Here is a 25,714-nt window from a genome sequence, read left to right as displayed (position 1 = left end):
TGCCTTGCTCACCGGAACACCGCCGCCGGCTCGGTCTTCAGGACGGAACGGATGGCAATCAGTCCAGTGATGGCAAGGATCACGATCACCGCTGCAAGGCTGATCAACGGGATCTGCCAGGGGATGTAGAAGCCTTTGAAGAAGGGGTTGGAACTGAACGCGCGAATAAAGGCGACCGTGCCAATCACACCCAGCGCATAGCCGATCATGCCCACGAGCCCCGCTTGCGAGGCGACCATGCCCATAATCTTGCGGTTGGTTACGCCGATCGCCTTGAGTGCGCCGAACTGCTTGATATTGTCGCGGATGAAGAGACTGAAAGTCAGCCCCACGATCGCCACCCCGACGACGAAACCGAGAAACACGGTGATTCCGAAATTGGTCGGGATGCCGGTATTTTCGATGATGAAGTTGATGCCCGCTTGCGCGAATTCCTCGCGGGTCTCGGCTTTCAATCCGGTCTCCTTTTCGATCCTCGCGGCGACTGCCTCGGGTGTTTCGCCCTTTCTGACACCCACCAGCACGAAACTGAGGCGGTTACGGGTGCCCGGGACGAAGTTGAGCGCATTGGAATAGCGGGTGTAGAGCACCACGGTGCTTGTGAAGCTCGGGATGGCGTCGGAAACACCGCGGATCACAGCGCGCTGGTCGTTAAGTTCGAGCCGTTCGCCAAGCGGGCTGGCCCCGTTCGAGAACAGGCGGGTGACTCCGACGTCATCGATCACCACGGTATCAGGAGCGAACAGCACCGATTTGTCGCCGTTTGCCATGCGCTTCGGCAGTCCGATCAGCGTCGCGTCGTCGACCCCGATCACCCCCACACCTTCAAGGTCGCCGTCCTTGGTCCGGACATTTGCCTGGGCACGCAGATGCGGCACCGCCCACTCGACGCCGGGAACCGATCGCACCTTGTCGAGCGCGGTCGAGGGCATGGCGTAGCTGACGTCGGTGGTGCGGCTGACCGGGTCCATCACCCAGACTTCGGCCTCGGGGGCATTGTAGACACCGCTTGCCCCGCGTTCGACCAGATTGACGAAAATCGTCATCTGCTGGGTGATGAGCAGGGTCGAAAAGGCAATGCCGAACAGCAGCCCGTAGAACTTCTGGGCATCGCCGGTAAGCATCCTGATGGCTATCCAGAGCACGCGGGGGGAAACCTTAGCGAGAGGGCAGGGTTGCGCGGAGAGACGAATCAAAGCATTATTGAACGATTGCGTTTAAATGAACGGAGTCGTTCACTTTGTCAATCGGCGGTTCATCCGCAAAATCAGCATTTTCCGGCCCGCGCCGCGCGGGCCGGCCGCTCGACTCCGCCAAACGCCGCGCGATCATCGACACCGCCGCGCGGCATTTCTTCGAACAGGGCTATGCCGCGACTTCAATCGAACAGGTCGCCGCCGATGCCGGTGTTTCCAAGGTCACGATCTACAACCAGTTCGGCGAAAAGCGCGCGCTGTTCGCCGCGGCAGTCGAATGCGAATGCGAGAAAATGCGCGGCCATTTTTCGCTCGACGCAATGCCGCAGGGCACCATCCGCGACCGTCTCACCGCGATCGGCGAGGCGATTTTCGCCTTCCTGTTCCGCCCGGAGATGATCCAGTTCGAACGCCGTATCGCCGCCGAGACCGAGGCCGAACCGGCGATCGGCGCGGCATTTCTCGAAGCCGGACCATGGCGCATGAAGCATGCCTTTGCGACGTGGTTGCGGCATGCGCATGACGCCGGCGAGCTTGTCGTGGATGATGCCCAGCTTGCAGCCGAGCAGTTTGTTTCGATGTGCAAGGGCATGGGCGATCTCGAGCGGCGGTTCGGTGCGGAAGTCACTCCGGAAAACCGTGCGCGCCGGATCCATGGGGCGGTCGACGTTTTTCTTGCAGCCTATGGCGTGCCCACAAGCGGGGCGGATCATGGATAATCCGCATCACCCTGTTCGAAAAATGGCATCATGCACGCCCATGCGCATTATCTTGCCATTCACCTTGTGCACCCTACATTATCGGGGACGAAAGGAATCCAGCCGATGAGCGAGCAGAACGATCCCCAGCAGCAGCCTGATGGCCCCAATCCGTGGGTGCGGCAGCTGATGATCTGGGGCGGGATTTTCCTGGCCCTGTTGCTGGTCGTCACGTTGTTCAGCAATGCCGGGCAGACCCCGGGCACCGCGATCCGCTATTCCGACTTCCGCGAGGCTGTGGCTCAGGGTGAAGTGCAGGATGTGCAGATGGGCGAAGAGCTCATCACCGGCAAGCTCAAGAACGGAGAGCCGTTCTCGACTGTGCCGGTTCCCAACGACATCGAAATCACCCGCCTGATGGAACAGAACGGGGTGCAGTTTACCGGCAAGCAGCGCGAGCAGCAGAGCGTGATCCTTTTCATTCTGCTGAACTCCTTGCCGTTCCTGCTGATCCTCGGGATTGCCTTCTTTGCGCTGCGCCAGATGCAGAAGGGCGGCGGCGGCGGCGCGATGGGCTTCGGAAAGTCCAAGGCCAAGCTGCTGACCGAACGTTCGGGCCGTGTGACGTTTGACGACGTCGCGGGCATTGATGAAGCGCGCGACGAATTGCAGGAGATCGTCGAGTTCCTGCGCGATCCGCAGCGGTTCTCCAAACTGGGTGGCCAGATCCCCAAGGGCGCGCTGCTGGTCGGCTCGCCCGGCACCGGCAAGACCTTGCTCGCCCGCGCGATTGCGGGTGAGGCCGGCGTGCCGTTCTTCACCATCTCGGGTTCCGACTTTGTCGAAATGTTCGTCGGCGTCGGTGCGAGCCGCGTGCGCGACATGTTCGAACAGGCAAAGAAGAACGCGCCCTGCATCGTGTTCATTGACGAAATCGACGCGGTCGGCCGCTCGCGCGGTCACGGTCTCGGCAATTCGAACGACGAGCGCGAGCAGACGCTGAACCAGCTGCTGGTCGAGATGGACGGCTTTGAGGCGAATGAGGGTATCATCATCATCGCCGCTACAAACCGCCCCGATGTGCTTGACCCGGCGCTGCTGCGTCCGGGCCGTTTCGACCGTCAAGTGGTTGTGCCGGTGCCCGACATCGACGGGCGCGAGAAGATCCTCGGCGTGCACATGAAGAAGGTGCCGCTTGCTCCCGACGTGAACCCGCGCGTGATCGCACGCGGCACTCCAGGCTTCTCGGGCGCGGACCTTGCCAACCTCGTCAACGAAGCTGCGCTGCTTGCCGCGCGCCGCAACAAGCGGCTGGTGGCGATGCAGGAGTTCGAAGACGCCAAGGACAAGGTGATGATGGGCGCCGAACGTCGCTCCATGGTGATGACCGACGACGAGAAGAAGATGACCGCCTATCACGAGGCCGGCCATGCGATCGTCTCGGTCCACGAGGCCGCGTCCGATCCGATCCACAAGGCCACCATCATTCCGCGCGGCCGCGCGCTGGGCATGGTTATGCGCCTGCCGGAGCGTGACAGCTATTCTTACCACCGCGACAAGATGCATGCGAACCTCTCGGTCGCGATGGGCGGGCGCGTTGCGGAAGAGATCATCTTTGGCCACGACAAGGTCAGTTCGGGCGCCTCGTCCGACATCCAGTATGCGACCAATCTGGCCCGCAACATGGTCACCCAGTGGGGCATGTCGGACAAGCTCGGCCCGCTCCAGTACGAAGAGCAGTCGGAAGGCTATCTCGGCATGGGTGCGGCGCAGCGGACCTTCCGTTCGGGCAAGACCAACGAGCTGATCGATACGGAGATCAAAGGGCTGGTCGAGGGCGCCCACCAGCGTGCGACCGACATCCTCAAGACCAACGAGGACCAGCTCCATCTGCTCGCTCAGGCGTTGCTGGAATACGAAACGCTGACGGGTGAGGAAATCAAGACCCTGCTCGAGACAGGCAAGATCGACCGTCCCGATGCCCCGCGCGGTCCGAGTATTCCGGCGCCGGTGCATGGTTCTGCCATTCCCAAGGCGGGCAAGCGCTTCGGCGGCAAGAGTGGCGAGGCCCCTCAGGGCGCCTGATCACCAGCAGACGCATCATAAGCAGGGGCGCCGGGAGCAATTCCGGCGCCCCTTTTGTTTGCCGATTGTCAGAACGCGCCCAGCACGAGCAGCGCCTGGAGGAACAGCAACTGGACGACAAGGATGCACCCAAGCAGTATGAAGAACCGCCAAAGCGCGGAAAAACGGGTAAGACCGTAAGCGTTCTTCAGTTGCTTGTAGAGATGGAGAGGGGCCGCAATGGCGAACAGAGCAAAAGCCCAGCCGCCGCCTCCGGGGACCGTGCCAAGGATCGAAACCGCGATGAACAGCAGCGACATGAAAGCCAGTGAATAGGTGACGAACACCGCGTGGTCATAAGCCTTGAAGCGCCGCTTCCATGCGAACAGCAGCCACACGAAAGGGATCGACAACGGGATCAGCAGCCAGCTGAACTTGTACCCGTTCGACTGTAGCTTGTAGAGCATGAGGCCCGGGTTCTTCTTCCACTTCGCGATGATGCCTTTGTCCAGCGTTTCGATGCCGGTCGCGCTGAATGTGACATCCTCGCCCTCGGTCAGAACCATCGGGTTTCCGTCCAGCACCATCTCCAGCCCCTTGAGCTCGTCGGCGATTTCCGCGCGGCGCGGGTCGGCCTTGGACAGGCGGTCGCGTTCCTGTTCAAGCGTGGTGATCTGTTCGCGGATGTTGTCGCGGAACACCGACTGATCGGCCTTGTCGCCATAGTTGGCCCAGCCCTGGGTAAGATCATCGGAGACTGAAATCCCCACCATCTGGAACACCGCAAACATCGCGAAGACGCTGAACAGGAACAACGCCATCGGGCTGACGAACTTGGCACGTTCGCCCTCGATGAAACGGCGGGTCAGTTGACCCGGTTTGAAGGCGAGCAGGGGCAGGGTGTTCCAGAGCTTGCCGTCGAGATGGAGCACGCCGTGCATGATGTCGTGCGCGATCGCGGCGAGACTGCGGTGAACATGGGCTTTCTGCCCGCATTGCCCGCAATAATGCCCGGTGACGGTAGCACCGCAATTTGCGCATTCGGATGGGGCGTGGGGCGCGCCGGATGCCTCGCCGTGCACCGGCTCGACCGCGCGCGAGAGCAAGCCGCCTTCGATCGCTGCGCCGATCCCTTCGCCGATACCGTTCATGTCTCTGCGCCCTTCAATCCCTGTGGCGCGCGCAACTATGGCGCCAAACCGTGCATGAGACCAGCGGCTTGTCGTGTGCGGTCAGCGCGAAGCAAGCTTGCGTTCGATTGCCGTCCACAACTGGGCAAAGGCGCGCGCTGCGGGCGAGCGGGGTGCAAATGCAGCCACCGGCTTCCTTTCCACCGCACATTGTTCGACCGCGCTTGCCAGAGGAATCGCGGGCCATTTGGGATTGGCCTCGCGCGCTTCGCGGTGAAGAGTCCGGCGCATGTCCACCATCGACAGGACGGGCAGGATCGGCGGATGGCCTTTGCCGCTGCCGCGCACTTCCTCGACCACGACCTCGAAAGCGCGGGAGGATAACGGTGAGGGGGGTAATGGCACGATTACCAGATCGGCTGCGCGCATAACCTGCGCACTGACTTCGTTGAGCACCGGGGGGCAATCGAAGATGATCCGGTCGTAGTGCTTCGCCAGCCCCTCTACCAGCTTGGAAAGACGCTTCTTTTTGCCCAGTCGGTCAAGCTGGCGGCCGAGGGTGCGGATGCTTTCGTCCGCCGGTAGCAGATCAAGATTGGGGTATCCGGTCGCCTGCACCAGTTTGAGCGGGTCTGCCCCGTCGGCAAACACGCTGTCGGCGCTGCGTTTTTTCTTCGGGTCGATGCCGAGCAGGAAGCCCGAACCATTCGAAGGATCGAGATCCCACAACAGCGTTTTGCGCCGCGAGATCGTCGCCGAGCACCATGCCAGGTTGACCGCCAGCGTGGTCTTTCCGACACCGCCCTTGACGCTGTAGACCGCGATCGAAGCCATCTGGTCCGGCTGCCCCTCGTGTTACGTCTTTATTACAGGGGCATGGGATAGCGCCCCCCCGCACAAGTGCAAGCGGCGCGCAAACGGGGTCAAACTGCGGTCAAATCGGGCGAGATCGCACGAAAAAGGGGCGAAATCGGCGCTTATTTGGCCGAAATCCGCCCCTAAAAATGTCTTAAGTCTTTGAATGTAACAGATTAGCCGTCGTAATCGCCGCCAATCGAAGTGGTGCGCGCAGGTGCCGAGGCGGTAATGCGCAGGGCTTCGGCCGACTGGCTCAGCGAGCCGATCTCGTCGGCCTCGTCCTCATCGTCGGGCAGGATCTTCTGCAGGCTGGTCACCAGCGCTTCGTGCAGCTCCTTGGGCTGAACGGTCTGCTCGGCAATCTCGCGCAGCGCGACGACCGGATTCTTGTCACGATCGCGGTCGATGGTCAGTTCGCTGCCGCCAGAGATTTCCCGCGCGCGCTGCGCAGCAAGCAGGACGAGGTCGAAGCGGTTGGGAACCTTGTCGACGCAATCTTCAACGGTAACGCGTGCCATGGGCGGCCTTTTTTACGATTCGCAGGGAAACGGGAAGAATGGGCAGGTAGGGATGCAAGGGGCGCCAGTCAAGATAATGCGCGCCGCGGCAGTCGTAACGACGCGGGCTCAAGCAGATAGCGAGACATAGCCCTTCGCTTCGCCCAATGGCGCGTCCGGCGCCCGCAGTTCGGCTTTGGCGCGATACAATGCGCGGTCTGCGTGGTCGAACAGATCGTCAGGCAGCTTGCCGTCGTCCGGCCACTGCGCAAGCCCGACGCTGGCTCCGACCGTTATCGGCACATCGTCGATCAGGTGCGGGCGAACTAGCGCGATCAGCAGCCTGTCGGCGACCGGCGAGGCATTGAGCGGCGATCCGGGGGGCAGCAATATGGCGAATTCGTCGCCGCCCTGACGCACCACCAGCCCATCATCCCCGACGATTTCGCGCAGCCGCTCGGCGACCGAGCATAGCAGCTTGTCGCCGAACCCGTGACCGTAGCGGTCGTTGACCGGCTTGAACCCGTCAAGATCGAGCAAGGCCAGCCTGAACGGCGATACCTCGGCGGCAGGCCGCACCAGCTCGGCAATCCGTTCGTCAAGCGCGCGGCGGTTGGCAAGGCCGGTCAAGGGATCGGTGTGGGCAAGGTCGCGGGTCTGCTGTTGCAATTGGAGCAGATCGACCAGCATCGCATGACCCTGCATAATGAAGCGCACCAGAATGACGGTGGCGAGCAGCAGACTGGTTGCCGCCGCCATTTCCGCCGGCTTGCCCGACGACAGCATCAGCGAGGAAATCGGCACAACGCCGATCACCAGATTGAGGATCGCGGCAAAGCGGATCGAGGACAGGCAATAGGCCGTGGCCAGCGATCCCATGGCGATGATCATGGCGAAGTTTGCGTGGCTGTCCGGCGGGGAGGCGAACCAGTTTATCACTGCCCAGCTGCTGCACATCACGCCGACCCAGCCGGATACGGTGCTTGTCTTCTTCACGATCAGCCGCGCCCGGCGCAGACTGAGGTGGCGCCTGCGGCTGATCCTGTTTTCGATCAGGCCGAGCACGCACAGGATCGCCAGCAGTGCCGGCATCCCGAAGCGTATCGCCCAATGCAGATCCGCTGCCCCGGCCCATGCCGCAGTCGGCGTGGTGGCCAGCAGCATGATGTACATCATGGGGGACTGCGTCTCGACGCGCTTGGCCCGCAGTATGGTGAAGTCGTCCCGGATGGCGTCCGGAATCGGCGGCATGAAGCGCTGGCGCAAGCTGGTGACGACCCCTCTCATGCCACAGCGGTTAAGGCGAGAATGTAAAATGCTCGTTAACGAAGTTCGCTTGATTAACTTACGAACTAAAATTCGTTCAAACAGCGGGTTATCGGCCGGCTGACGGATATTTAACCGGTGCGCTCTAGGCCCCCGGGTAACCACGGAACGAGGAGCGCCCTTATGAGCTTTCAGTCGTCAATTATCCCCCAGGCCGGATCGCTGGAAGCCCCTGTGCCGCCCGCTGCGCCGACACTGCCGCAGCAGGATACACCTGCACAAAAAGCCGCCCGCGCGGCGCAGATCGCACAGAGCCAAGCGGTCTATGTCTGGAACGACGATGTCGCCACTCTCCCGGGTGTGCCGCTGGCGCAGAGCGTTCCGGCCGACAATCTGCCGACGCTGGCATGGTGGGGCCTGTTGATCGGCATCAGCCTTCAAATTGTGCGCAACGCACTGGCGGTAAAACTGGGCGGGGTTGATCGCGGCGAGATCGATACCCCGCGTGCGAAATTCGAAGCGGCCCTGGCTGAATGCGACGCGATCGAAGCCTCGACCGCGAAGCTGGTCGCTCCGCCGCAACCTACGCATGAAAGCTTTCTGGGCCATCTGGTAAGCGATCTCGAAGCCGCGGTCGCCCATGCCGAGCGCGAGACGCGGATCGCCGCGCTCAAGGCGCACAAGGCGCGGCTGGAAGAACTGATGAAGATCGACGATGCTGCCGGGCTTGGCGGCACGGCGACGGCGGGCCTCGATGCCTACCGCGCATTGTTCGACACGCTGCCGCTGCCCGAGATCGCCTGGACATTCGAGGACGATGCCGAATTCGCCGCGCTGCGCGTGCAGGGCCCCAACGCGATGCTGATTGCGGCTGTCGGCGATGCGTTGCCGGCCAATTTCCCGCTTTCCGAGGCCGCCTATGCCGATATCGTCAATGGCGACACGCTCGCTGCGGCGCTGGCCGAAGGACGGCTGTTCATGCTCGACTATGCCGTGCTGGGTACGCTTGATCCGGGCAGCTGGGGCGGTTTGGCGAAATATGTGTGGCAGCCGCTCGCGCTGTTCGCGGTTCCGCCGGGCGGTTCCAGTCTTGTCCCTGTAGCGATCCAGTGTGGACAGGATCCGGAGGAATGGCCGATCTTCACGCCCACTGTGGTCGCTGCCGAGCAGTGGGGATGGGAAATGGCCAAGCTTATCGTGCAGGTGGCCGACGGCAATTATCATGAACTGGTCGCCCACCTCGCACGCACCCATCTGGTGATCGAGGGCGTGGCAATGGCAACCCACCGCCACCTCGCGACGGTGCACCCCATATGGGCGCTGCTGGTGCCGCATTTCGAAGGCACGTTGTTCATCAACGAGGCTGCCGCAACCTCGCTGATCGCACCTGATGGCCCGATCGACCACATCTTCGCGGGCACGATTCATTCGACGCAGGCGCTTGCGGTGGCGGCGCGGCTCGACTTCGACTTCACTGCCAAGATGCTGCCGCAAGATCTCGCCGCGCGCGGGGTCGGGCCGGGATCGGCGCTGGCAGAATTCCCCTATCGCGACGATGCGCTGCTGGTGTGGGAGGCGATCCATGGCTGGGTGAAGGCCTATGTCGGCCTCTATTATGCCAGCGATGCCGACGTGACCGGCGACAGCGAGCTTGCCGCGTGGGCCGCCTGTGTGGCGGGCGAGGCGAAGGTGAAGGGCTTTGGCCCGATCAACAGCGTCGCGGCGCTGGTGGATGCCTGCACCATGATCATCTTCACAGCGAGCGCGCAGCACGCCGCAGTCAATTTCCCCCAGAAGGACATCATGGCCTTTGCCCCTGCAGTCACGGGTGCGGGCTGGCAAAGCGCGCCTACCTCTCAAGGCGGGCAGGACAAGACCGGCTGGCTGGCGATGATGCCGCCGATGGCGCTGGCGCTGGAACAGCTCAATGTGCTCGAATTGCTCGGTTCGCTGCATTACCGGCCGCTGGGGGACTATCGCAGCACCAATGCGCCTTATGATGCGTGGTTCGCCGATCCGCAGGTGACCGCGCCGGAAGGTCCGCTGGCGACGTTCCAGGCACATCTGGCGAGCGTCGATGCCCAGATCGCCGCGCGCAATGCCGAACGGCGGCGACCCTATCCCTATCTTCAACCCAGCCTGATCCCGACCAGTATCAATATCTGACCGGCCGCGCGGCGGGCGGGGGCAAAGCCCTATCGCCCCCGCGTGCGCTTGGGGTTATGCTGTCCTCCATGGAAGGGCAGAAAACTGGTGCGGCCTCGCCGCAGGATCCGCAGCATTACCGCGATCCGGCGCGTTTCGTGGTTGCCGCGCAGGGACACGAATTCACCTTTCTGCCCCATGGCGAAGACCGGCTTTCCGCGCTGCTCGATCTGATCGGGAACGCCAGCGAGAGCCTGCAACTGTTTTATTATCTGTTCGACGACGACGCTTCGGGAACGCAGGTGCGCGATGCGCTGATCGCGGCGGCGCTGCGGGGCGTGGCGGTCCGGTTGATCGTCGACGATTTCGGCAATGACGCGGGCCGTGCCTTCTTCGCGCCGCTTTCCGAGGCTGGCGGCAGCTTCGCGGTGTTTTCCTCGCGCTGGAGCAGCCGCTACCTGATCCGCAACCATCAGAAGATCGCCATTGCCGACGGTACGCGCGTGATCACCGGCGGGGCCAATGTCTCGGATCACTACTTCAAGCCGCCTGCCGAAAACGGCTGGTGCGATCTGGCGGTGATGATCGAAGGGCCGGTGGTGGCGAAATTTGCCGAATGGTTCGCGCTGGTCGATCGCTGGGTAGAAAGCGAGGAAACGGGCCGTGTCGAACAGTTGCGCAGCCTGCGCGAGATTGTCAGCCGCTGGGATGGCGGCGACGGGCCGGTGCGGCTGCTGGTTGGCGGTCCGCTGGTGCGGCAGGGGCACTGGGCCTGGCATTTCCGCAAGGATCTGTCGCGCGCCCGGCGGCTGGATGCGGTGTCGGCCTATTTCTCTCCGCCGCGCAGCTTCCGTTCGCAGATCACCAAGGTCGCGCGCCGCGGCAGGGTGCGGATGATCATGGCCGGCAAGTCAGACATCGGCGCGGCGATCGACATGGCAAGGCTGCTCTACAAGAAGCTGCTCGCCGCCGGGGTGCGGATATTCGAGTTCCAGCCGTGCAAGTTGCACATGAAGCTGCTGGTTGTTGATGATGCCAGCTATGTCGGCAGCGCCAATCTCGACAAGCGGTCCTTCCGCATCAATGTCGAACTGATGGTGCGGATCGCAGACGCAGAGGTGGCGGCGCGTCTGCGCGAGATGATCGACCATCTCGAGCAAGCGAGCATCACCGTTACCCCGCAATGGTATGCGCGGCAGGCCAGCCCGCTAACCCGGCTGCGCTGGCGGCTGGCCTACTGGATGTCGCTCGCCGATTACCGCGTCAGTCGCCTCTCGGCGCGCTAGCGGCCTTTCCGCTCAATCCGCCGAAGATGCCGCCGAAGTTTCGGGGGTGGCTGCGTTCTTCACGTGCTGATCGAACCAGTCGAACATCTCGGCCAGGGTGTGCAGCACCGACTCGCGCCCGCTATAGCCGTGGTCTTCGTGCGGCAGCATTACCAGCCGCGCGATACCGCCGGTTCCCTTGACCGCCGCGAACATCCGTTCCGACTGTTCCGGGAAGGTGCCCGAATTGCTGTCGTTCTGTCCATGAATGAACAGGATCGGTTCGTTGACCTTGTCAGCGGCCATGAACGGGCTGAGGCGATAATAGGTTTCGGGCGTGTCCCAGAACACGCGCCGTTCCGACTGGAAGCCGAACGGCGTCAGCGTGCGGTTATAGGCCCCCGACCGTGCAATGCCGGCGCGGAACAGATCGCTCTGCGCGAGCAGATGAGCGGTCATGAAGGCCCCGTAGCTGTGCCCGCCCACGCCCACGCGCACCCCGTCGCCAAAGCCGCGTTCCACGGTAAAGTCGATCGCGGCCTGCGCATTGGCGACGACCTGTTCGATGAAGCTGTCGTTGACCGTTTCGGGGTCCGCACCCACGACCGGCATTGATGCACGGTCAAGCACGCCATAGCCCTGCGTCAGGAAGAACAGGTGGGAATATCCGCCAATGCGGGTGAAGCGGTATGGCGAATCCCGGTTCTGCCCCGCCGTTTCCGCATTGTTGAATTCTCGCGGATAGGCCCAGACGACCACCGGCACCTTGTCGCCTTCCTTATATTCGGGCGGCAGATACAGCGTCGCCGTCAGTTCGACCCCGTCGGCGCGCGTGTATTTCACCAGCTCGCGCTTGATCCCGGTGAGTTCGGGATGGGGATCGGGGAAGTCGGTCAGAAACCTCTCCGTCCCACCGTCGTGCAGCTTTATATTGCCCGGATTGGTGGGGCTTTCGTAATAGGTGATGAAGCTGCTGCCATCGGGCGAGATCACGTCGATCACCGATTCCAGCTGCTCGCCGGAATTGCGCCAGATTTCCCCGGTTTCCAGCGTGGCAAGGTCAAAGCTGCGCAGAAACGGACGTAGCCCTTCCGGGGTCGCGCCGGAGCCGGTCAGCAAAAGCTTGCCATTGCTCATGCGGGCCACAGACTTGCCCTGATCGGTCGTGGTCATCACCGGACTGCCGGGATCGGCATAGGCGTCCTGAATGTTGCGCAAGCTCAGCTGGCGCGGAGCGTCCGTTCCGGCCACATCGACCAGCGTCTGGCGCAGCTCGCGCGTGTCGCGGTCATATTCGTAGACGATCAGATCATCGGAATTCTCGATCCCCAGCGCTCCCGACGCACGATCTTCCAGCTTGGCGAGCAGGCGGGGCTCGCCACCGAAAGGCGCGGCAAGCGCAAACAGATTGTCGCGATTGTCGGATTTAACCCGCGGATCGCCGCCATCCTGCGCCTCGGCCCATACCAGCAGCGAATCCTCGCTCGGGTGCCATGCGATGTTGCGGCGGCCGGTCACCACGCCCTCAACCGGCAGGGCATCGGCCAGCGGTTGTTGGGCGATGGTCGCAACAAGCTTACCTCCGGTTGTGTAGACCGCCGTGGTGGTGGGGAAGCGAGACCAGGGAACCTGATAGGAAAAAGGCTCCGTCAGCCATTCCATCAGCAGGTATTTGCCATCAGGCGACGCTGCGACGCTGGTATAGATCCGGGGCTCGCCGACCTTGCGCTTGTTGGCACCATCGGCATCCATAATCACCGGCTGGCTGGTCGTCAGCCATTTGAACATCGCCTCGTCATGCGGGTTTTCAAGCAGGTCCTGATAGGTGCGCGTCTGGGCTTCCTGCCCGCCCGATGCATCCTGAATGGCCGGCCCGCGCGGCGTGAGGGATTCGACCGGCATGGCGCCCCGCCCATCCGGAATCGTCAGCACCAGCAGCGATCCGTCGGGCATCCACGAAGGGCTTTTGAAGATGGGATTGACCCCGCCCGTCATCAGCTTGCGCACCGTCGCGCTGGACGTGTCGAGCACATGCAGATCGATCGCGTCACTGCGGGTATTGGTGAACGCGATCCGCGAACCGTCGGCCGACCACGAGACATCCGAAATGTCCGCACCCACTGGCAGCGCGACGGGACGCACGGTGCCGGTGGCGACGTCCTGCAATGACAAGCCTACGATCGATCGCGGCCCGTGCCGGTCGTTGATGCTGGCATCGAGCCGCAGGCCTGCCAGCTTTTCCATCGGCTTTGCCAGATCGGCCACCGGGGGAAGCGCCTCGCGCTCCATCAGCAGCAGCATGTCGTTATCGGGCGATACGGAAACGCGGGGACTGGGCGCTCTGGTGACGATATCTGCCACATCTTGCGGCGGCGCCCTGTAGCCGTCCTGCGCTGTCGCTTGTGTCGCGGCGCCAAGCCCCAGGACGAGTGCAAGAGCGGTGGCGGCAACGATCGATGAACGCATGGTCAGTTTTCTCCCTTTCCCAAGGGCATAGACCGCCGAACATTCGACTATCAAGCTTTCAGGCGAACTTCGCCCGGCCTCATTCGTAGCCGTAGTCGGAATAATCCTTGAAATTGGGCGAAGTGAATTTGGTGATGTCGCTCTGGAAATGGAGCGGCACATTGCCGGTGGAACCATGGCGCTGCTTGGCGACGATCAGCGTCGCCTTGCCCACCATCTGTTCGAACTTCTCCTCCCACGCGCGGTATTTCTCCTGCACGTCGGGCGGGCTGCTGGCGTCGGGCGTGTCTGGCTTCACCAGCAGGTGATAGTAATCGCCGCGGAAGATGAACCACACCATGTCCGCGTCCTGCTCGATCGAGCCGGATTCGCGAAGGTCGGACAGCTGCGGGCGCTTGTCCTCGCGGCTTTCGACTGCACGCGAGAGCTGCGAAAGCGCGATCACCGGGACCTGCAGCTCCTTCGCCAACGTCTTCAGGCCGCGGCTGATTTCCGAAATCTCGTTCACGCGGTTGTCGTTGGCGCGGCCCGAGCCTTGCAGCAGTTGCAGGTAGTCGACGATGATAAGGCCGATATCGTGCCGTCGCTTCATGCGCCGCGCGCGGGTGCGCAGGGCGGCGATGGTGAGTGCCGGGGTGTCGTCGATATAGAGCGGCAGTTCGGCCAGCCGCTGGCTGGCGCGGGACAGCTGCTGGAAATCTTCCTTGGTCAGCTTGCCGCTGCGCAGCGACTCTGACGAAATCTCGGCCTGCTCGGCAAGGATACGGGTGGCGAGCTGGTCGGCGCTCATTTCCAGGCTGAAGAAGGCGACCGGCGCACCATAATTGAACTCGCCGCCGTCGCGCTGCCATTCGAGATGCTTCTCGGCGCAGTTGAAGGCGATATTGGTCGCGAGCGAGGTCTTCCCCATACCCGGACGCCCGGCGAGGATGATGAGGTCGGAATTGTGCAGGCCGGAGGTCTTGCGGTCGATGGTCTCGAGGCCCGTCGTCTTGCCCGACAAGCCGCCGCCCGAATTCATCGCGGCCTCGGCCATCTTGATCGCTGTCATCGCGGCATCGCGGAAAGTCGCTGCCTCGCGGCCGGTCGAGGCACCTTCGGCGACGCGGAACAGGTCTGCCTCGGCCTGCGCGATCCGGTCCATCGGCGAGGTGTCTTCCGAGGTGTCGAGCGCACCTTCAACCAGATCGCGGCCCACGCTCACCAATTCGCGCAGAAGTGCAAGATCATAGATCTGCTGGGCCAGTTCGCGCGGTGCAAGCAGGCCGGCGCCGCTGGCGGTGAGCTGTGCGAGATAAGAGGTGCCGCCAAGCTCCTTCAGCGCCTCGTCCGCCTCGAAATAGGGGCGCAGCGTTACGGGCGAGGCCGTCGCATTGCGGTTTATCAGCGTCAGAACGCGTTCGTAGATGCGCTGGTGAAGCGGTTCGAAGAAGTGTTCGGGGCGCACCGGGACCTGCAATTCCTCGATCACGCGATTGTCGATCAGCACCGCGCCGAGGAACGCCGCCTCCGCCTCAAGATTGGACGGCAGCTTGCGTGCAGCGGTGTCGGACGCCGGAGATGAGGCGTTGATCGGGGTCACTTTTTCGGGTTCGGCCATCGGTCCCTGATGCCCATGTCACAGCGCGCCACGCAAGGGCGAAACGCGCCAATATTTTTTCATGCGGCTGTGGATAGCGGGGAGATTTGATCGAAGTGCTTGAAGTGCGGGCCCTCCATCTGCGAAGGCAGGTGTCATGGCCGACACGCCGCCCGATTCCCTGCCGATTTCGCCCGCCGCCGGAGGCCCGGGCGCCTATCGCATTGCCCAGGTCACGCTGGACGAGGCGACGATCCTGTGGCGCAACGCCGATGTCGAACAGGAACGTCGCGTGGCGATCTATGACCTGATCGAGGAAAACACCTTTAAACCGCTGCGCGCCGCCGAACGCGGGGCCAAAGGGCCGTATCACCTCCACCTTTCGGTCAATGACGGGCGATTGGCGATGGATATCAGCGACGAGAGCGGCCAGTTGCTTGAAACGCTGCTGATCGGCATGGCCCGCTTCCGCCGTCCGATCCGCGAATATTTCGCGATCTGCGACAGCTATTATCAGGCGATTCGCAAGGCGACCCCGGCCGAGATCGAAACCATCGACATGGCGCGGCGGGGCATCCACAACAGTGCCGCCGAACTGCTACTCGAACGGCTTGAGGGCAAGGTCGAGACCGACTTCGCGACCGCACGCCGCCTGTTCACGCTGATCTGCGTGCTCCACATCAAGGGTTGAAGGCAGGAATACGCATGGCTCGCAAGCGCAGGCAACCGGCGCGCAAATCACCGCGCGGGAGCGCACGGCGCTGGATACTGCGGGTCGCGGCGCTGGCGGTGCTGGTGGCGATCGCCTTTGCCGGCTGGCTGTGGTGGGACATGCGCGAATGGCGTCCGGACGAGACGCTTTATCCCGAACAGGGCGCGGTGGCGCCAGTTGGCGGCGCAGTGAAGTTCGAAACGCTAAGGGCGATCGGCGCGCGGTTCGTCTATCTGCCTCTGGTGCTGGAACCTGCCGCCAACGCCCCCGGCGGTTTCGCTGATCGTTTCTCGCGCGCGCGCGCCGAAGGCTTGCAGGTCGGGGTGGTGCTCAATTTCGACCCCTGCGCCCCGGCCGACCTGCAGAGCGGCGTTTTCGCGCAGATGGTGCCGCGCGATCCCGATTTGCTGCCGCCCGCCATCGGCCTGATGCGACTGGCTGATAGCTGCGCTCCCGCGGTCAGCGACGCGGCAGTGGAAAGCGAGCTGATGACGCTGATCAACCAGATCGAGATGCATGCGGGCAAGCCGGTGATCCTTAAGCTGTCGCGCGGTTTCGAGCAGCGCCACAACACCGCTGCCGCGTTGCAGCGCGACCTGTGGCTGATGCGCGACCGCGCGCGCCCGGACTATGCGGGGCGCCCGTGGCTGCTATGGAGTGGCAACAGCGCTCTGGTGACCGCCGCGAGCGAGGAGCCGATCGAATGGGTGGTGGTGCAGAAATGAGCCTCGATACCGAGCAGGAAAAGGCGCTGATCGACGCAGCCTTCGCTGCCGCCGAAAACGCCTATGCCCCCTATTCGGACTATCCGGTGGGCGCGGCGCTGCTGTTTGATGACGGCGCGGTGATCACCGGCTGCAATGTCGAGAACGCCAGCTACGGCCTTGCCCTGTGCGCCGAGACGGTCGCGGTGGCCAAGGCGCTTGGCGAGGGGCGGCGCGGCGGCCTGATAGCGGTCGCGGTGGTGGGCCTCAAGGCCGGGGCCGAACCGATCACGCCGTGCGGGCGCTGCCGTCAGGTGCTCAACGAAGTCGCAGCGCTCGGAGGCAGCGATCCACTGGTGCTATGCGTCAGCCGCGACGATGTGCGGCGCGTGCCGCTCTCCACCCTGCTGCCACACGCTTTCGGGCCTGCCAATCTCGGGCTTTAATTTCCGAGCAGGTTGCCCAGCGCGCCCAGCGGGTTCTTGCGGAAACCGCGTTCTTCGCGCCCGATATAGGTGAAGATGCCGTCCAGCCCCTGATCGGTGACCGAGCGGTTGAGGGTCTCACGGTTGAGGCCCGCCTCGCGGATGAAGGCGTGTTGCTGTCCCAGCTTGTCAACCTCGCGATGGATCCCGGCATCGCCCAGCGCGCTGTCGATCAGCGGTTCGAGCCGGGAATGGAGCCGGTCATTGGCCGAGGAGCGCAGATATTGCGTGCCGCCGTCGTCCTGACGGATGATATCTGGCGCATCGTTGAACGAAAGCCCGTCGATCGCCTCGCGGAAAATCGGTTTGGCCTCTCCGGCGGCGACCCCGGCGGCATCGTTGATTCCCCGGGTCAATCCGTCGAGCAGGCCCAGTCGGCTGCCGGCACCCATGACCGTGCCGAGCAATCCGCCACGCCCGCCACCCAGCTTGCCGAGCAGCGGCAGGCCGATGCGCACGTCCTCGTCACTGAAGAACGCACCCGGTTGGGCCAGCTTGTCGAGCGCGGAGTCGGTGGCCCTGCCGAGCAAGGCAGACAGGCCGCCGCCCGCTTTCCTGCCGCCGATCCGCAGCCCGCCAAGACCCTGCGCCGCCACAGCTGAAGACCAGAGCATGGTCAGCGATACGGCCCCGATTCCCGCGAGTGCCGTCCGACGGTTCCGAAAATCACCTTGCTGTGCCATTGTGCGTCCCCTCATCCCGTTCACGCGGTCGATAGCACACCGCCTGGTTCAAGAGGAATCGCAGGGTCTGTAAGGCCAGCCTCAGGCTTCCCGCGTCTCCAGCCACTCGAGCAGGGCAGCAAGACATTCGCGGCCCAGCAGCTTGCAGCGCTCTGGCGACCAGCCTTGTTCGGGTTCGGGGAAGTCGGCCAGATCCTTGTAGGGCATCTCCAGCGTCATCGCGACCGCGCCGAAGCGTTCGGCAAGCTGGTTGGTGCTCATCGACAGATTGGCCTTGCCGGCCGCGGCTTTGGGATAGCCGAGCTTCGTCTGGAAATCGGGCGTGCGGCGGTCGAGGATCGACTGGTAGCGATAGAAACCTTCGCCCTGTGCCTGCGTCCACGACGGAATGCCTTCGAACCCGGCGAGGAACACCGCAGGGATCGCCTCGTCGGCGTGAACGTCCATGGCAAAATCGACCCCGGTTGCGTCCATCCGGTTGCGGATGGCGAGCACTTCGGGCGACCTTTCAGGCGACGGTTCGGCCCATTCTCGGTTGAGATTTGCGCCAACCGCATTGGTTCGCAAATGCCCACGGCGCGAACCATCGGGGTTGCAATTGGGCACAACATGGATGCGGCATTTCGCTCTCAGCGCGCGCGCGACCGGATCGGCCGGGTCGATCAGGCACTCCAGCGCGCCCTCCATCCACCATTCGGCCTGGGTTTCGCCCGGATGCTGGCGTGCGTAGAGCCACACCTTCACGTCGCCTTCGCCCATTTCGAGGCAGTCGATCGGCTGGCCGTCGAGCGTGGTGCCGAGCCGGACATAATCCACGCCCTCGCTTGCGGCGACGTCCGCCACCAAATCGTGATGACGCTCCATCGAAAAAGGCGCGAAGTAGGCGCACCAGAAGATGTCGGACGCGGGGAGGTAACGGATCGTCAGCGTGCCGCCATCCTCGTCCTTGTCAAAGCTGCTCTTGGCGCGGGCCCAGTATTCGCGGTCCTCCGAAACGCAGGCATCGTAATCCGGCCAGCCGCCTGGATAGGCGCTGGCATTGAGGCCGGTGATCTTGAGCACGACTTCCTCGCCCGCGCTCGCCGCGACGCGGAAGTGGAACCACTGGAAGAATTCGGAATCCTTGTCGTTCCGGATCGCAAGCCGCGCGGTGCGACCGTCGATCGACAGCACTTCGATATTGCCGCTGTCGAAAGCGGCATCCACGTAGAGAGAGGTCATCAGTTTCCTTGAAGCTTCTTGACGTTGATCGTCACGGTCTCGCCATTGCCACCCGGGAAGTCCTTGAACAACCCCGCCGCAAGCGTGCGCGCGCTGGCGTCGATCTGCGAATAAGGCGATTTGACTCCGGTGGCGATCTGGGAGCGGCCTTCCCACAGGGTTTCGCCGTCGGCGCGGGTGATGCGCACCGAAAGATCGGTCAGCACGCTGGGGCTTTCGCGCCCGCCGCCCAGGTTGATGCCCACGCCCATGCCGAGGCCCGATCCGAAGCTGCCGGTCTGCCCGCCGACACCGACGCTGACCGGGCCGCGCCCGTCCTCGATCGCGGCGATGCCGGTACGGCTGGTGCGCACGGCGGCGACCTGGATTCCGGGGCCTTCCTGCGCGACAATGGAATAGCCGAGCGCGGCAAGCTCGCGTTCGACCGCCGTCTTCATCGCAGTCCTTGCGACGGCATTGGACACCTCGTCGGGGAAATAGACGACAAGCGGCCCGGCGCCGAGCCCCGCGGGATCGGGAGCGACAAAGCGGGTGACTTCGACCGGGCCGGTGTAAGGAGTGGTTGCGCAGGCCGACAACGCCAGCGCGGCGGCACCAACGGCGGCGGGGGCAAGCAGGCGGATGGGACGCATGGCTGGGGTTCCTTTCTCGGCCTTAGTCATAGGCGGTTCGCCGTGCGATGCACAGCTTGCCGGTGATGGGCGTGAAATATTGACGTTTTGTCATCGCTTTCCTGCTACGGGCGGCTCCCATGACGTTGCATATCAAACCCCCTGTGCTGGTGACCGGCGGCGCAGGCTATATTGGCAGCCACGCCGTGCTCGCGCTTGTGGACGCGGGCTGGCCGGTGGCGGTGATCGACAACCTGTCGACCGGTTTCCGCTTCGCTGTCCCGGAGGGCGTGCCGCTGTATGAGGGCGACGTCGAGGATGCCGATCTTCTGGCGCGCATCTTCGCGGAGCAGGGCATGGGTGCCGGGCGCGGCGGGATCATGCACTTCGCCGGTTCGATCGTGGTGCCCGAAAGCGTCGCTGATCCGCTCAAGTATTATCACAACAACACGGCGAAAAGCCGCGCACTGGTTGCGGCGGCGGTTGCGGCGGGGGTGCCGCATTTCATCTTTTCCTCGACCGCGGCGACTTACGGCATCCCGAATGTCGCCGCCGTGTCGGAAAGCACCCCGCAGCGCCCGATCAATCCTTACGGCTGGTCGAAGCTGATGACCGAGCAGATGCTGGCCGACGTCGCCGCCGCTCATCCGCTCAACTATGGCGTGCTGCGCTATTTCAATGTCGCAGGGGCCGATCCGCAGGCGCGTAGCGGCCAGTCGACCGCAGGGGCGACGCATCTTATCAAGGTGGCGATCGAGGCGGCGCTGGGTATGCGCGAATCGGTGAGCGTGTTCGGCACCGATTACGCCACGCCCGACGGCACGGGGGTGCGCGATTACATCCACGTCAGCGATCTTGCCGCCGCGCATGTGCTGACGCTGGAGGCGCTGATTGCCGATCCCGCACGGTCGTTGACGATGAATTGCGGCTATGGCCGGGGGTTTTCCGTCAACGAGGTGCTCGACGCGGTCGACCGTGTGACGAATCGCAAGCTTAACCGCCGCATTGAGGGTCGCCGCGCGGGAGATCCCGATTCGCTGATTTCCGATCCCTCGCGGCTCAAGGCGACGCTTGGCTGGGTGCCTGCACACGCCGATCTCGACAGGATTATCGCCCATGCGCTGGCATGGGAGCGCAAATTGGCGGCAATACGGGGCCATCTCGACGACTCTTCGCGTTGACGAAAGTCCCGGCAGTCGCTAACGGCGCATCCAGATTTCCGCGCGTCGGACCTGCTTCCGGCGCGTTTGTCATTTGAGAGATATGAAATGAAGATCGTCAACAGCCTCAAGTCGCTGAAGGGTCGCCACCGCGACAACCGCGTGATCCGTCGCCGCGGCCGCACCTACGTGATCAACAAGACCAACCGTCGTTTCAAGGCCCGCCAGGGCTGATTGATGCGCGGGCCGGCTGCCGAGTGGTGGCGGCCAGGCAAACAGGCGGCCCGCCTCCTTAACGGAGCGCGGGCCGAAACCATTTAAGGAGCAGGCGGGCGTGAGCCAGGCGGTGGTCTTCGATATCGGGCGGGTGCTGTTCCATTGGCAGCTCTCGGCGCTGTTCGAAAAGCTGATCGAAGACCGGGAAGAGCTGGACTGGTTTCTTGCCAATGTCGTGACCGAGGAATGGCATTTCGAACATGATCGCGGCCGCGCGCTGGCCGACATGGTGCCCGAACGGATCGCGCTGTTCCCGCAATATGAAGTGCATATCCGCGCCTATGCCGCGCGCTTCAACGAAACCGTGACGGGACCGGTGGAGGGCTCGCACGAACTGGTCGAACGGCTCGCGCAGGCTGGCGTTCCGCTCTACTGTCTGACCAATTTCGGCGACGAGTTCTGGGCGGGGTTTCGTCCGAACCAGCCGATTTTCGACCACTTCGAGGATATCATTGTCTCGGGAGTGGAGAAGATCGCCAAGCCCGAACCGCGGATTTACGAAATCGTCGAGCAACGCAGCGGACACAAGGGTGCCGCGCTGTTCTTCACCGATGACAACCTCGCCAACATCGAAGCAGCAAGGGCGAGGGGCTGGACCGCGCACCTCTTCACCGACGCCGCCGGGCTCGAGGCCGCGCTGGTGGAAGCGGGATTGTTGTAACCAGCGAGCGGTAATGCACTGGTTTGGCGCCGAAGGCGCCGCAAGGCCGGAGTCGAAGCCAAAGGCGCAGACGTGCGAAGCACACCTGCATGGCCGCCCGCAGCGACGCGCCCGCAGGGCGTGTGAGCGAGGATGTCGCACGCCGGATGGCGTGCGGAACACAATAGCCCGCCAAAAAACAAACCCCCGGTCGCGCCTCGGGGAAAGCGCGCCGGGGGTTGTGGAAGTCCGTCCGGGCTGGAGAGGTGCCCGGACGGCGGGGATCAATTGTCGGCCCTGATCAGCCGTTGCACTTGGCCAGTTCTTCCGCGCCCAGCTCTTCGCCATTGGCCGAGAAAGAAGCGATTTCGCCGAACTTCCGGTTGAGGCCGCGGCACACGCGCAGCGCGCGCGCGCTGGTCTTGTTGGCGACGCAGGTGGTGCCTTCGCAGGCCCAGGCGACACCGCCGGCAACCACGCGATCTTCGCCGGCAGGAGCCGCCAGCGTGGCGCTGTAATAGGCGCTGCCCGCAGCATTCGCCGCCGGAGTCGACGTTGCGACGCCGAAGGTCATGGCGGTGTAGAGCACAGCCGAAGCGAGCACGGCAAACTTGCCGGTGCGGGGAAGGGAGAGGGTGTTGGTCATCGGGGACGTCCTTTCGTTATAGTATTTTGGGCGCGCTGCGCTTTGGGGGTTTGCCTTGCATTTTGCAACGCAACATTTCGAATCAAAACCAGTTGCTATTCGCCACCTAATCACCTAGGTTTCTGGTTGCAACTGAAAACTGAAATTTTTTTGTGACTGCCCGCAAAAGCGGTTACACATGACCCCGCAAGGGGAAGGGACTGAACGATGGGCGAATTGAGAGAACCGCTGCGCGACCTCATTGAATGCGGACTTCCGCAGGCGCTTGAGGTGATGGGTGAACGCTGGTCGTTCATGATCCTGCGTGCGAGTTTCAACGGTCTCAAGCACTTCGAGGAATTCCTGAGCGAACTCGGGATCGCCCGCAACATCCTGTCGAACCGCCTCGCCAAGCTGGTCGAGCATGGCATCCTCAAGCGCGAACCCTGCGCCGATGATCGCCGCAAGATCGAATACCGCCTGACAGAGAAGGGACTTGATCTGCTTCCTGCGATGCTCGCGCTGCGCCAATGGGGCCAGAAATACGGCACCGAACAGGTTGTTGAAGACCCGGTTCTGGTGGACGAACGGGACCGGTTGCCGATCGGTCCGGTTTCGATTCTTGCGCATGACGGCCGGATCCTCGGCCCGCAGGATCTGTGGCTGACCCGTCCGGAAAATCTCGGCAAGCGCGCGGATGGCACGATCGTCACGCCCGGCAGCGATCTGGGTACCGGCCTTGGCAGGGGTGACGTGGTTGACCTTGCCGCTGCAAAGGCTGCCGCTGCCGGATAATCCGTCGATAGCGCCCGTCCCGCGGGTGCCTTCGTGCAAATCAATCGGCTAGGGCCGCGGCATGCACGCGGCTGCCTCTCCCGACCTTCACGAAATCCTCCGGCGCACTTTCGGCTATGCCGGCTTTCGCGGTCAGCAAGAGGCCGTGATCGGGCGGGTCATGCGCGGCGAACACACGCTGGCGCTGATGCCGACTGGTGCAGGCAAGAGCCTGTGCTACCAGATCCCGGCGCTCGCCCGGGCCGGAACGGCGATTGTCATCTCGCCCTTGATTGCGCTGATGCACGACCAGATCCGTTCGGCCCATGCTGCGGGAATTCGCGCAGCGTCGATGACGTCTGCTGATGCAGACAATGCCGCCACTGCCGGGGCGTTGCGCAGTGGTGAACTCGATCTGCTTTACGTGGCTCCCGAACGCGCATCGACCGAAGGTTTCCAGAACCTGCTCGAACGCACGCGGATTGCGCTGTTCGCCATCGACGAGGCGCATTGCGTGTCCGAGTGGGGGCATGACTTCCGCCCCGATTATCGTGCCCTGCGCCCTGTGCTCGACCGGTTTCCCGACGTCCCCCGCCTCGCGCTCACGGCTACCGCCGATCAGGCAACCCGCGCCGATGTCCTGCGCCAGCTGGGCATTCCCGGCGATGGCCTGATCGTTGCCGGGTTCGATCGTCCGAACATCCGTTACGCGATCACCCTGCGCAACAACGGTTCGCGCCAGATTGCCGATCTTCTCCAACGCTTGCCCGGCGCAGGCATCGTCTACGCGCCAAGCCGCAAACAGACCGAGGATCTGGCGGCCCAGATTGCCCGAACGGGCCGCGAAGCCGGGTTCTATCATGCCGGCCTCGATCCCCAGCGCCGCGCAGCCGTTCAGGCGCAGTTCGTCGCTTCGGAAAACATGGTGATGGTCGCCACGATCGCTTTCGGCATGGGGATCGACAAGCCCGACGTGCGCTTCGTGATCCACGCCGGGCTGCCCAAGTCGATCGAGGCCTATTATCAGGAAACCGGCCGCGCCGGGCGCGACGGTGATCCTGCCGAAGCGCACCTGTTCTGGGGTGCAAGCGACTTCTCGCTCGCGCGGCAACGGTTGGGCGATGTCGAACCCGAACGCTTGGCGGGCGAGCAGACACGGCTCAACAGCCTTGCCGCACTGGTCGAGACAGCCGATTGCCGCCGTGCAATCCTGCTCCGGCATTTCGGCGAGGATCCGCCCGCGACATGCGGAAACTGCGACAATTGCCTCGATCCGCCTAAGATCGTCGAGGCAGGTGAACTGGCGCGCAAGCTGCTTTCGGCCGTCTATCGCACCGGTCAAAGCTACGGCATCGGGCATGTCGAGAAGGTGCTGACCGGGCAGAGCGACGAACGCATCACCGCGCGCGGGCACGATGCGCTGTCGGTGTTCGGCATTGTCGATACCGCCGAAGCGGCATTGTTGCGTCCGCTTGCCCGCACGCTGCTGGCCCGCGGGATGCTGGCCGCCACCGAACACGGGGGACTGATGCTGGGGCCGGAGGCTCGCCCGGTGCTCAAGGGCGAACAGACCGTCGCTCTGGTCGAACCGCCGCCCCGCGCCCGCCGCACCCGCCGTTCGCGCGGGGATACAGCACCCAATCCGGTCGGCAATCCATTGTTTGAGGCGCTGCGCGACAAGCGCAAGGCGCTGGCCAGCGAGCATGGCATTCCGGCCTATATCATCTTCCATGATTCGGTGCTGCGCGACATGGCGCACCGGTGCCCCGAAACCCTCGGTGAACTGGGGACGATACCGGGTGTGGGGGCAAAGAAGCTGGAGACTTGGGGCGCGGATTTCGTTGCGGTGGTGCGAGAGCACCTGAAGGCTTAGCGTGGCGTCCGGCTCTGGGTGTAATCGATCCTGATCCGCACCCAGGAACCGAACTGTTCGCGCCCGCCGATCCGTGCAGGCCGCACGCGGAATTGCCATGCGGCGGCCATCACCGCGCGGCCGATCTGCGACCCTTGCGGACTTTCGCCTAGCAACTCGCAATCCTCGACATAATAGCCTTCGACCGTGCGGCAGGCGATCAGGGCCGAACCCGGGCCGGTGGCCGTAGAGAGATAGCCCGCCAGTTCCTGACGGGTCGGTTCGCGATACCAACGTGCGGCATATAGCGGTTCGCCATTGGGAGCAGTGCCGACCCGTTCGCTGTCCATGCTGCTCCGCGACGGTCCGGTATCGGCTGGGCCGTAGGTGCGGTTCGGATTAATCCTTGCCGCGATGGTTGGCGACGGGCTCGGTTGCGGACGCGGCTGGGGCTCGGGCGGCGGCGGCGCTGGTGTCGGATTGGATATCAGTGGCGGCGGCTGGCGAACCGGCTCTGGTGCGGGGTTCGGTTGATCGGGCACGGGTTGCGGGTCGGGCGGAGTCGCGGCGCTTTCTTCCGGTTGTTCGGGCGGGGATTCCTCCTCCGGCTCGGCTTCGGGCGTGAAGTTGCTGGCGGCGAATTCGGTAACGACTTCATCGCCCTTGTCATCACCTGCGATCCGCGCGCCGAGCGTGAACAGCAAGGCCAGAATAAGCGCTTCCAAGGCCAGTGCGATCGCAAGGCTGACGGCACGTTGCTGCCGTCTGTCCGCCCAGCGGCGCGGACTATGCGCGTCCCGCGTCGCT

General features: G+C 63.6%; 24 protein-coding genes. 12 read left to right on the top strand and 12 right to left on the bottom strand.

Annotated elements, in window-relative coordinates:
• Positions 1-8 precede the first annotated feature (8 nt).
• Positions 9-1,145 (bottom strand): ABC transporter permease, encoded by a 1,137-nt coding sequence (locus OIK40_RS13770; RefSeq protein ID WP_273678926.1) that lies wholly within the window; start codon positions 1,143-1,145, stop codon positions 9-11.
• 95 nt (positions 1,146-1,240) lie between these two features.
• Between OIK40_RS13770 and OIK40_RS13765 the strand changes: the two genes are divergently transcribed.
• Positions 1,241-1,915, top strand: a complete 675-nt coding sequence (locus OIK40_RS13765) for a TetR/AcrR family transcriptional regulator (protein ID WP_273678925.1) — start codon at positions 1,241-1,243, stop codon at positions 1,913-1,915.
• Positions 1,916-2,020: 105 nt separating this feature from the next.
• A complete protein-coding gene (gene ftsH / locus OIK40_RS13760; RefSeq protein ID WP_273678924.1) occupies positions 2,021-3,979 on the top strand; it encodes an ATP-dependent zinc metalloprotease FtsH in 1,959 nt (652 codons plus the stop codon).
• Positions 3,980-4,047: 68 nt separating this feature from the next.
• On the opposite strand, the gene OIK40_RS13755 is transcribed toward ftsH, so the two are convergent.
• The 4 genes from OIK40_RS13755 to OIK40_RS13740 all read right to left on the bottom strand — a co-directional run bounded on the left by OIK40_RS13755 (position 4,048) and on the right by OIK40_RS13740 (position 7,730).
• Positions 4,048-5,109, bottom strand: a complete 1,062-nt coding sequence (locus OIK40_RS13755; RefSeq protein ID WP_273678923.1) for a DUF3667 domain-containing protein — start codon at positions 5,107-5,109, stop codon at positions 4,048-4,050.
• A gap of 81 nt (positions 5,110-5,190) precedes the next feature.
• Positions 5,191-5,922: a ParA family protein gene (locus OIK40_RS13750; RefSeq protein WP_273678922.1), complete on the bottom strand. Its 732-nt coding sequence runs from the start codon at positions 5,920-5,922 to the stop codon at positions 5,191-5,193.
• A 197-nt stretch (positions 5,923-6,119) separates the two neighbouring features.
• Positions 6,120-6,464, bottom strand: a complete 345-nt coding sequence (rpoZ, locus tag OIK40_RS13745) for a DNA-directed RNA polymerase subunit omega (protein ID WP_273678921.1) — start codon at positions 6,462-6,464, stop codon at positions 6,120-6,122.
• A gap of 108 nt (positions 6,465-6,572) precedes the next feature.
• Positions 6,573-7,730, bottom strand: coding sequence for a GGDEF domain-containing protein (locus OIK40_RS13740; RefSeq protein ID WP_273678920.1), 1,158 nt, complete (start codon positions 7,728-7,730; stop codon positions 6,573-6,575).
• A 162-nt stretch (positions 7,731-7,892) separates the two neighbouring features.
• On the opposite strand from OIK40_RS13740, the gene OIK40_RS13735 reads away from it, so the two are divergent.
• Both OIK40_RS13735 and OIK40_RS13730 read left to right on the top strand, forming a co-directional pair.
• Positions 7,893-9,875, top strand: coding sequence for a lipoxygenase family protein (locus tag OIK40_RS13735; protein ID WP_273678919.1), 1,983 nt, complete (start codon positions 7,893-7,895; stop codon positions 9,873-9,875).
• A 68-nt stretch (positions 9,876-9,943) separates the two neighbouring features.
• Positions 9,944-11,140, top strand: coding sequence for a phospholipase D-like domain-containing protein (locus OIK40_RS13730; RefSeq protein ID WP_273678918.1), 1,197 nt, complete (start codon positions 9,944-9,946; stop codon positions 11,138-11,140).
• A 12-nt stretch (positions 11,141-11,152) separates the two neighbouring features.
• Here OIK40_RS13730 and OIK40_RS13725 read toward each other — a convergent pair whose 3' ends face one another.
• Together OIK40_RS13725 and OIK40_RS13720 are read right to left on the bottom strand one after the other, a co-directional pair.
• A complete protein-coding gene (locus OIK40_RS13725; RefSeq protein WP_273678917.1) occupies positions 11,153-13,585 on the bottom strand; it encodes a S9 family peptidase in 2,433 nt (810 codons plus the stop codon).
• A gap of 79 nt (positions 13,586-13,664) precedes the next feature.
• A complete protein-coding gene (locus OIK40_RS13720) occupies positions 13,665-15,185 on the bottom strand; it encodes a replicative DNA helicase (RefSeq protein WP_273678916.1) in 1,521 nt (506 codons plus the stop codon).
• A 136-nt stretch (positions 15,186-15,321) separates the two neighbouring features.
• Between OIK40_RS13720 and OIK40_RS13715 the strand changes: the two genes are divergently transcribed.
• Genes OIK40_RS13715 through OIK40_RS13705 form a run of 3 tightly spaced genes read left to right on the top strand, consistent with a single transcriptional unit; the run spans position 15,322 to position 17,026 of the window.
• A complete protein-coding gene (locus tag OIK40_RS13715; RefSeq protein ID WP_273678915.1) occupies positions 15,322-15,855 on the top strand; it encodes a UPF0262 family protein in 534 nt (177 codons plus the stop codon).
• Positions 15,856-15,869: 14 nt separating this feature from the next.
• A complete protein-coding gene (locus OIK40_RS13710) occupies positions 15,870-16,601 on the top strand; it encodes a glycoside hydrolase family 25 protein (RefSeq protein WP_273678914.1) in 732 nt (243 codons plus the stop codon).
• Positions 16,598-17,026 (top strand): cytidine deaminase, encoded by a 429-nt coding sequence (locus OIK40_RS13705; protein WP_273678913.1) that lies wholly within the window; start codon positions 16,598-16,600, stop codon positions 17,024-17,026. The genes OIK40_RS13710 and OIK40_RS13705 overlap by 4 nt, the downstream gene beginning before the upstream one ends.
• Here OIK40_RS13705 and OIK40_RS13700 read toward each other — a convergent pair.
• The 3 genes from OIK40_RS13700 to OIK40_RS13690 form a co-directional block, all read right to left on the bottom strand.
• Positions 17,023-17,748: a DUF4197 domain-containing protein gene (locus OIK40_RS13700; RefSeq protein WP_273678912.1), complete on the bottom strand. Its 726-nt coding sequence runs from the start codon at positions 17,746-17,748 to the stop codon at positions 17,023-17,025. The two genes, OIK40_RS13705 and OIK40_RS13700, sit on opposite strands and share 4 nt — an antisense overlap.
• A gap of 81 nt (positions 17,749-17,829) precedes the next feature.
• Positions 17,830-18,969 (bottom strand): M14 family metallopeptidase, encoded by a 1,140-nt coding sequence (locus tag OIK40_RS13695; protein WP_273678911.1) that lies wholly within the window; start codon positions 18,967-18,969, stop codon positions 17,830-17,832.
• Positions 18,969-19,601 (bottom strand): DUF4136 domain-containing protein, encoded by a 633-nt coding sequence (locus tag OIK40_RS13690; protein WP_273678910.1) that lies wholly within the window; start codon positions 19,599-19,601, stop codon positions 18,969-18,971. The genes OIK40_RS13695 and OIK40_RS13690 overlap by 1 nt, the downstream gene beginning before the upstream one ends.
• Before the next feature lie 119 nt (positions 19,602-19,720).
• Here OIK40_RS13690 and galE point away from each other — a divergent pair, with 119 nt between their 5' ends.
• The 3 genes from galE (at position 19,721) to OIK40_RS13675 (ending at position 21,677) form a co-directional block, all read left to right on the top strand.
• Entirely contained in the window at positions 19,721-20,761 is a 1,041-nt protein-coding gene (gene galE, locus OIK40_RS13685; RefSeq protein WP_273678909.1) for a UDP-glucose 4-epimerase GalE, read from the top strand.
• Positions 20,762-20,848: 87 nt separating this feature from the next.
• Positions 20,849-20,974 (top strand): type B 50S ribosomal protein L36, encoded by a 126-nt coding sequence (gene ykgO, locus OIK40_RS13680; protein ID WP_029724010.1) that lies wholly within the window; start codon positions 20,849-20,851, stop codon positions 20,972-20,974.
• Positions 20,975-21,074: 100 nt separating this feature from the next.
• Complete coding sequence (locus OIK40_RS13675; protein WP_273678908.1) at positions 21,075-21,677, top strand: HAD-IA family hydrolase; 603 nt, start codon at positions 21,075-21,077, stop codon at positions 21,675-21,677.
• A 280-nt stretch (positions 21,678-21,957) separates the two neighbouring features.
• Here OIK40_RS13675 and OIK40_RS13670 read toward each other — a convergent pair whose 3' ends face one another.
• A complete protein-coding gene (locus tag OIK40_RS13670) occupies positions 21,958-22,302 on the bottom strand; it encodes a CC_3452 family protein (protein ID WP_273678907.1) in 345 nt (114 codons plus the stop codon).
• 207 nt (positions 22,303-22,509) lie between these two features.
• On the opposite strand from OIK40_RS13670, the gene OIK40_RS13665 reads away from it, so the two are divergent.
• Together OIK40_RS13665 and recQ are read left to right on the top strand one after the other, a co-directional pair.
• A complete protein-coding gene (locus OIK40_RS13665) occupies positions 22,510-23,076 on the top strand; it encodes a winged helix-turn-helix transcriptional regulator (protein WP_273678906.1) in 567 nt (188 codons plus the stop codon).
• A 61-nt stretch (positions 23,077-23,137) separates the two neighbouring features.
• Positions 23,138-24,928 (top strand): DNA helicase RecQ, encoded by a 1,791-nt coding sequence (recQ, locus tag OIK40_RS13660; RefSeq protein WP_273678905.1) that lies wholly within the window; start codon positions 23,138-23,140, stop codon positions 24,926-24,928.
• Here the strand turns inward: recQ and OIK40_RS13655 are convergent.
• Positions 24,925-25,632 carry a hypothetical protein gene (locus tag OIK40_RS13655; protein ID WP_273678904.1) on the bottom strand — a complete coding sequence of 236 codons (708 nt, stop codon included), beginning with the start codon at positions 25,630-25,632 and terminating at the stop codon, positions 24,925-24,927. The two genes, recQ and OIK40_RS13655, sit on opposite strands and share 4 nt — an antisense overlap.
• Positions 25,633-25,714 lie beyond the last annotated feature (82 nt).

It is taken from the genome of Erythrobacter fulvus (assembly GCF_028595285.1).
Taxonomy (GTDB): Bacteria; Pseudomonadota; Alphaproteobacteria; order Sphingomonadales; family Sphingomonadaceae; genus Erythrobacter; species Erythrobacter fulvus.
This window is presented reverse-complemented; position numbering and strand designations above follow the sequence as displayed.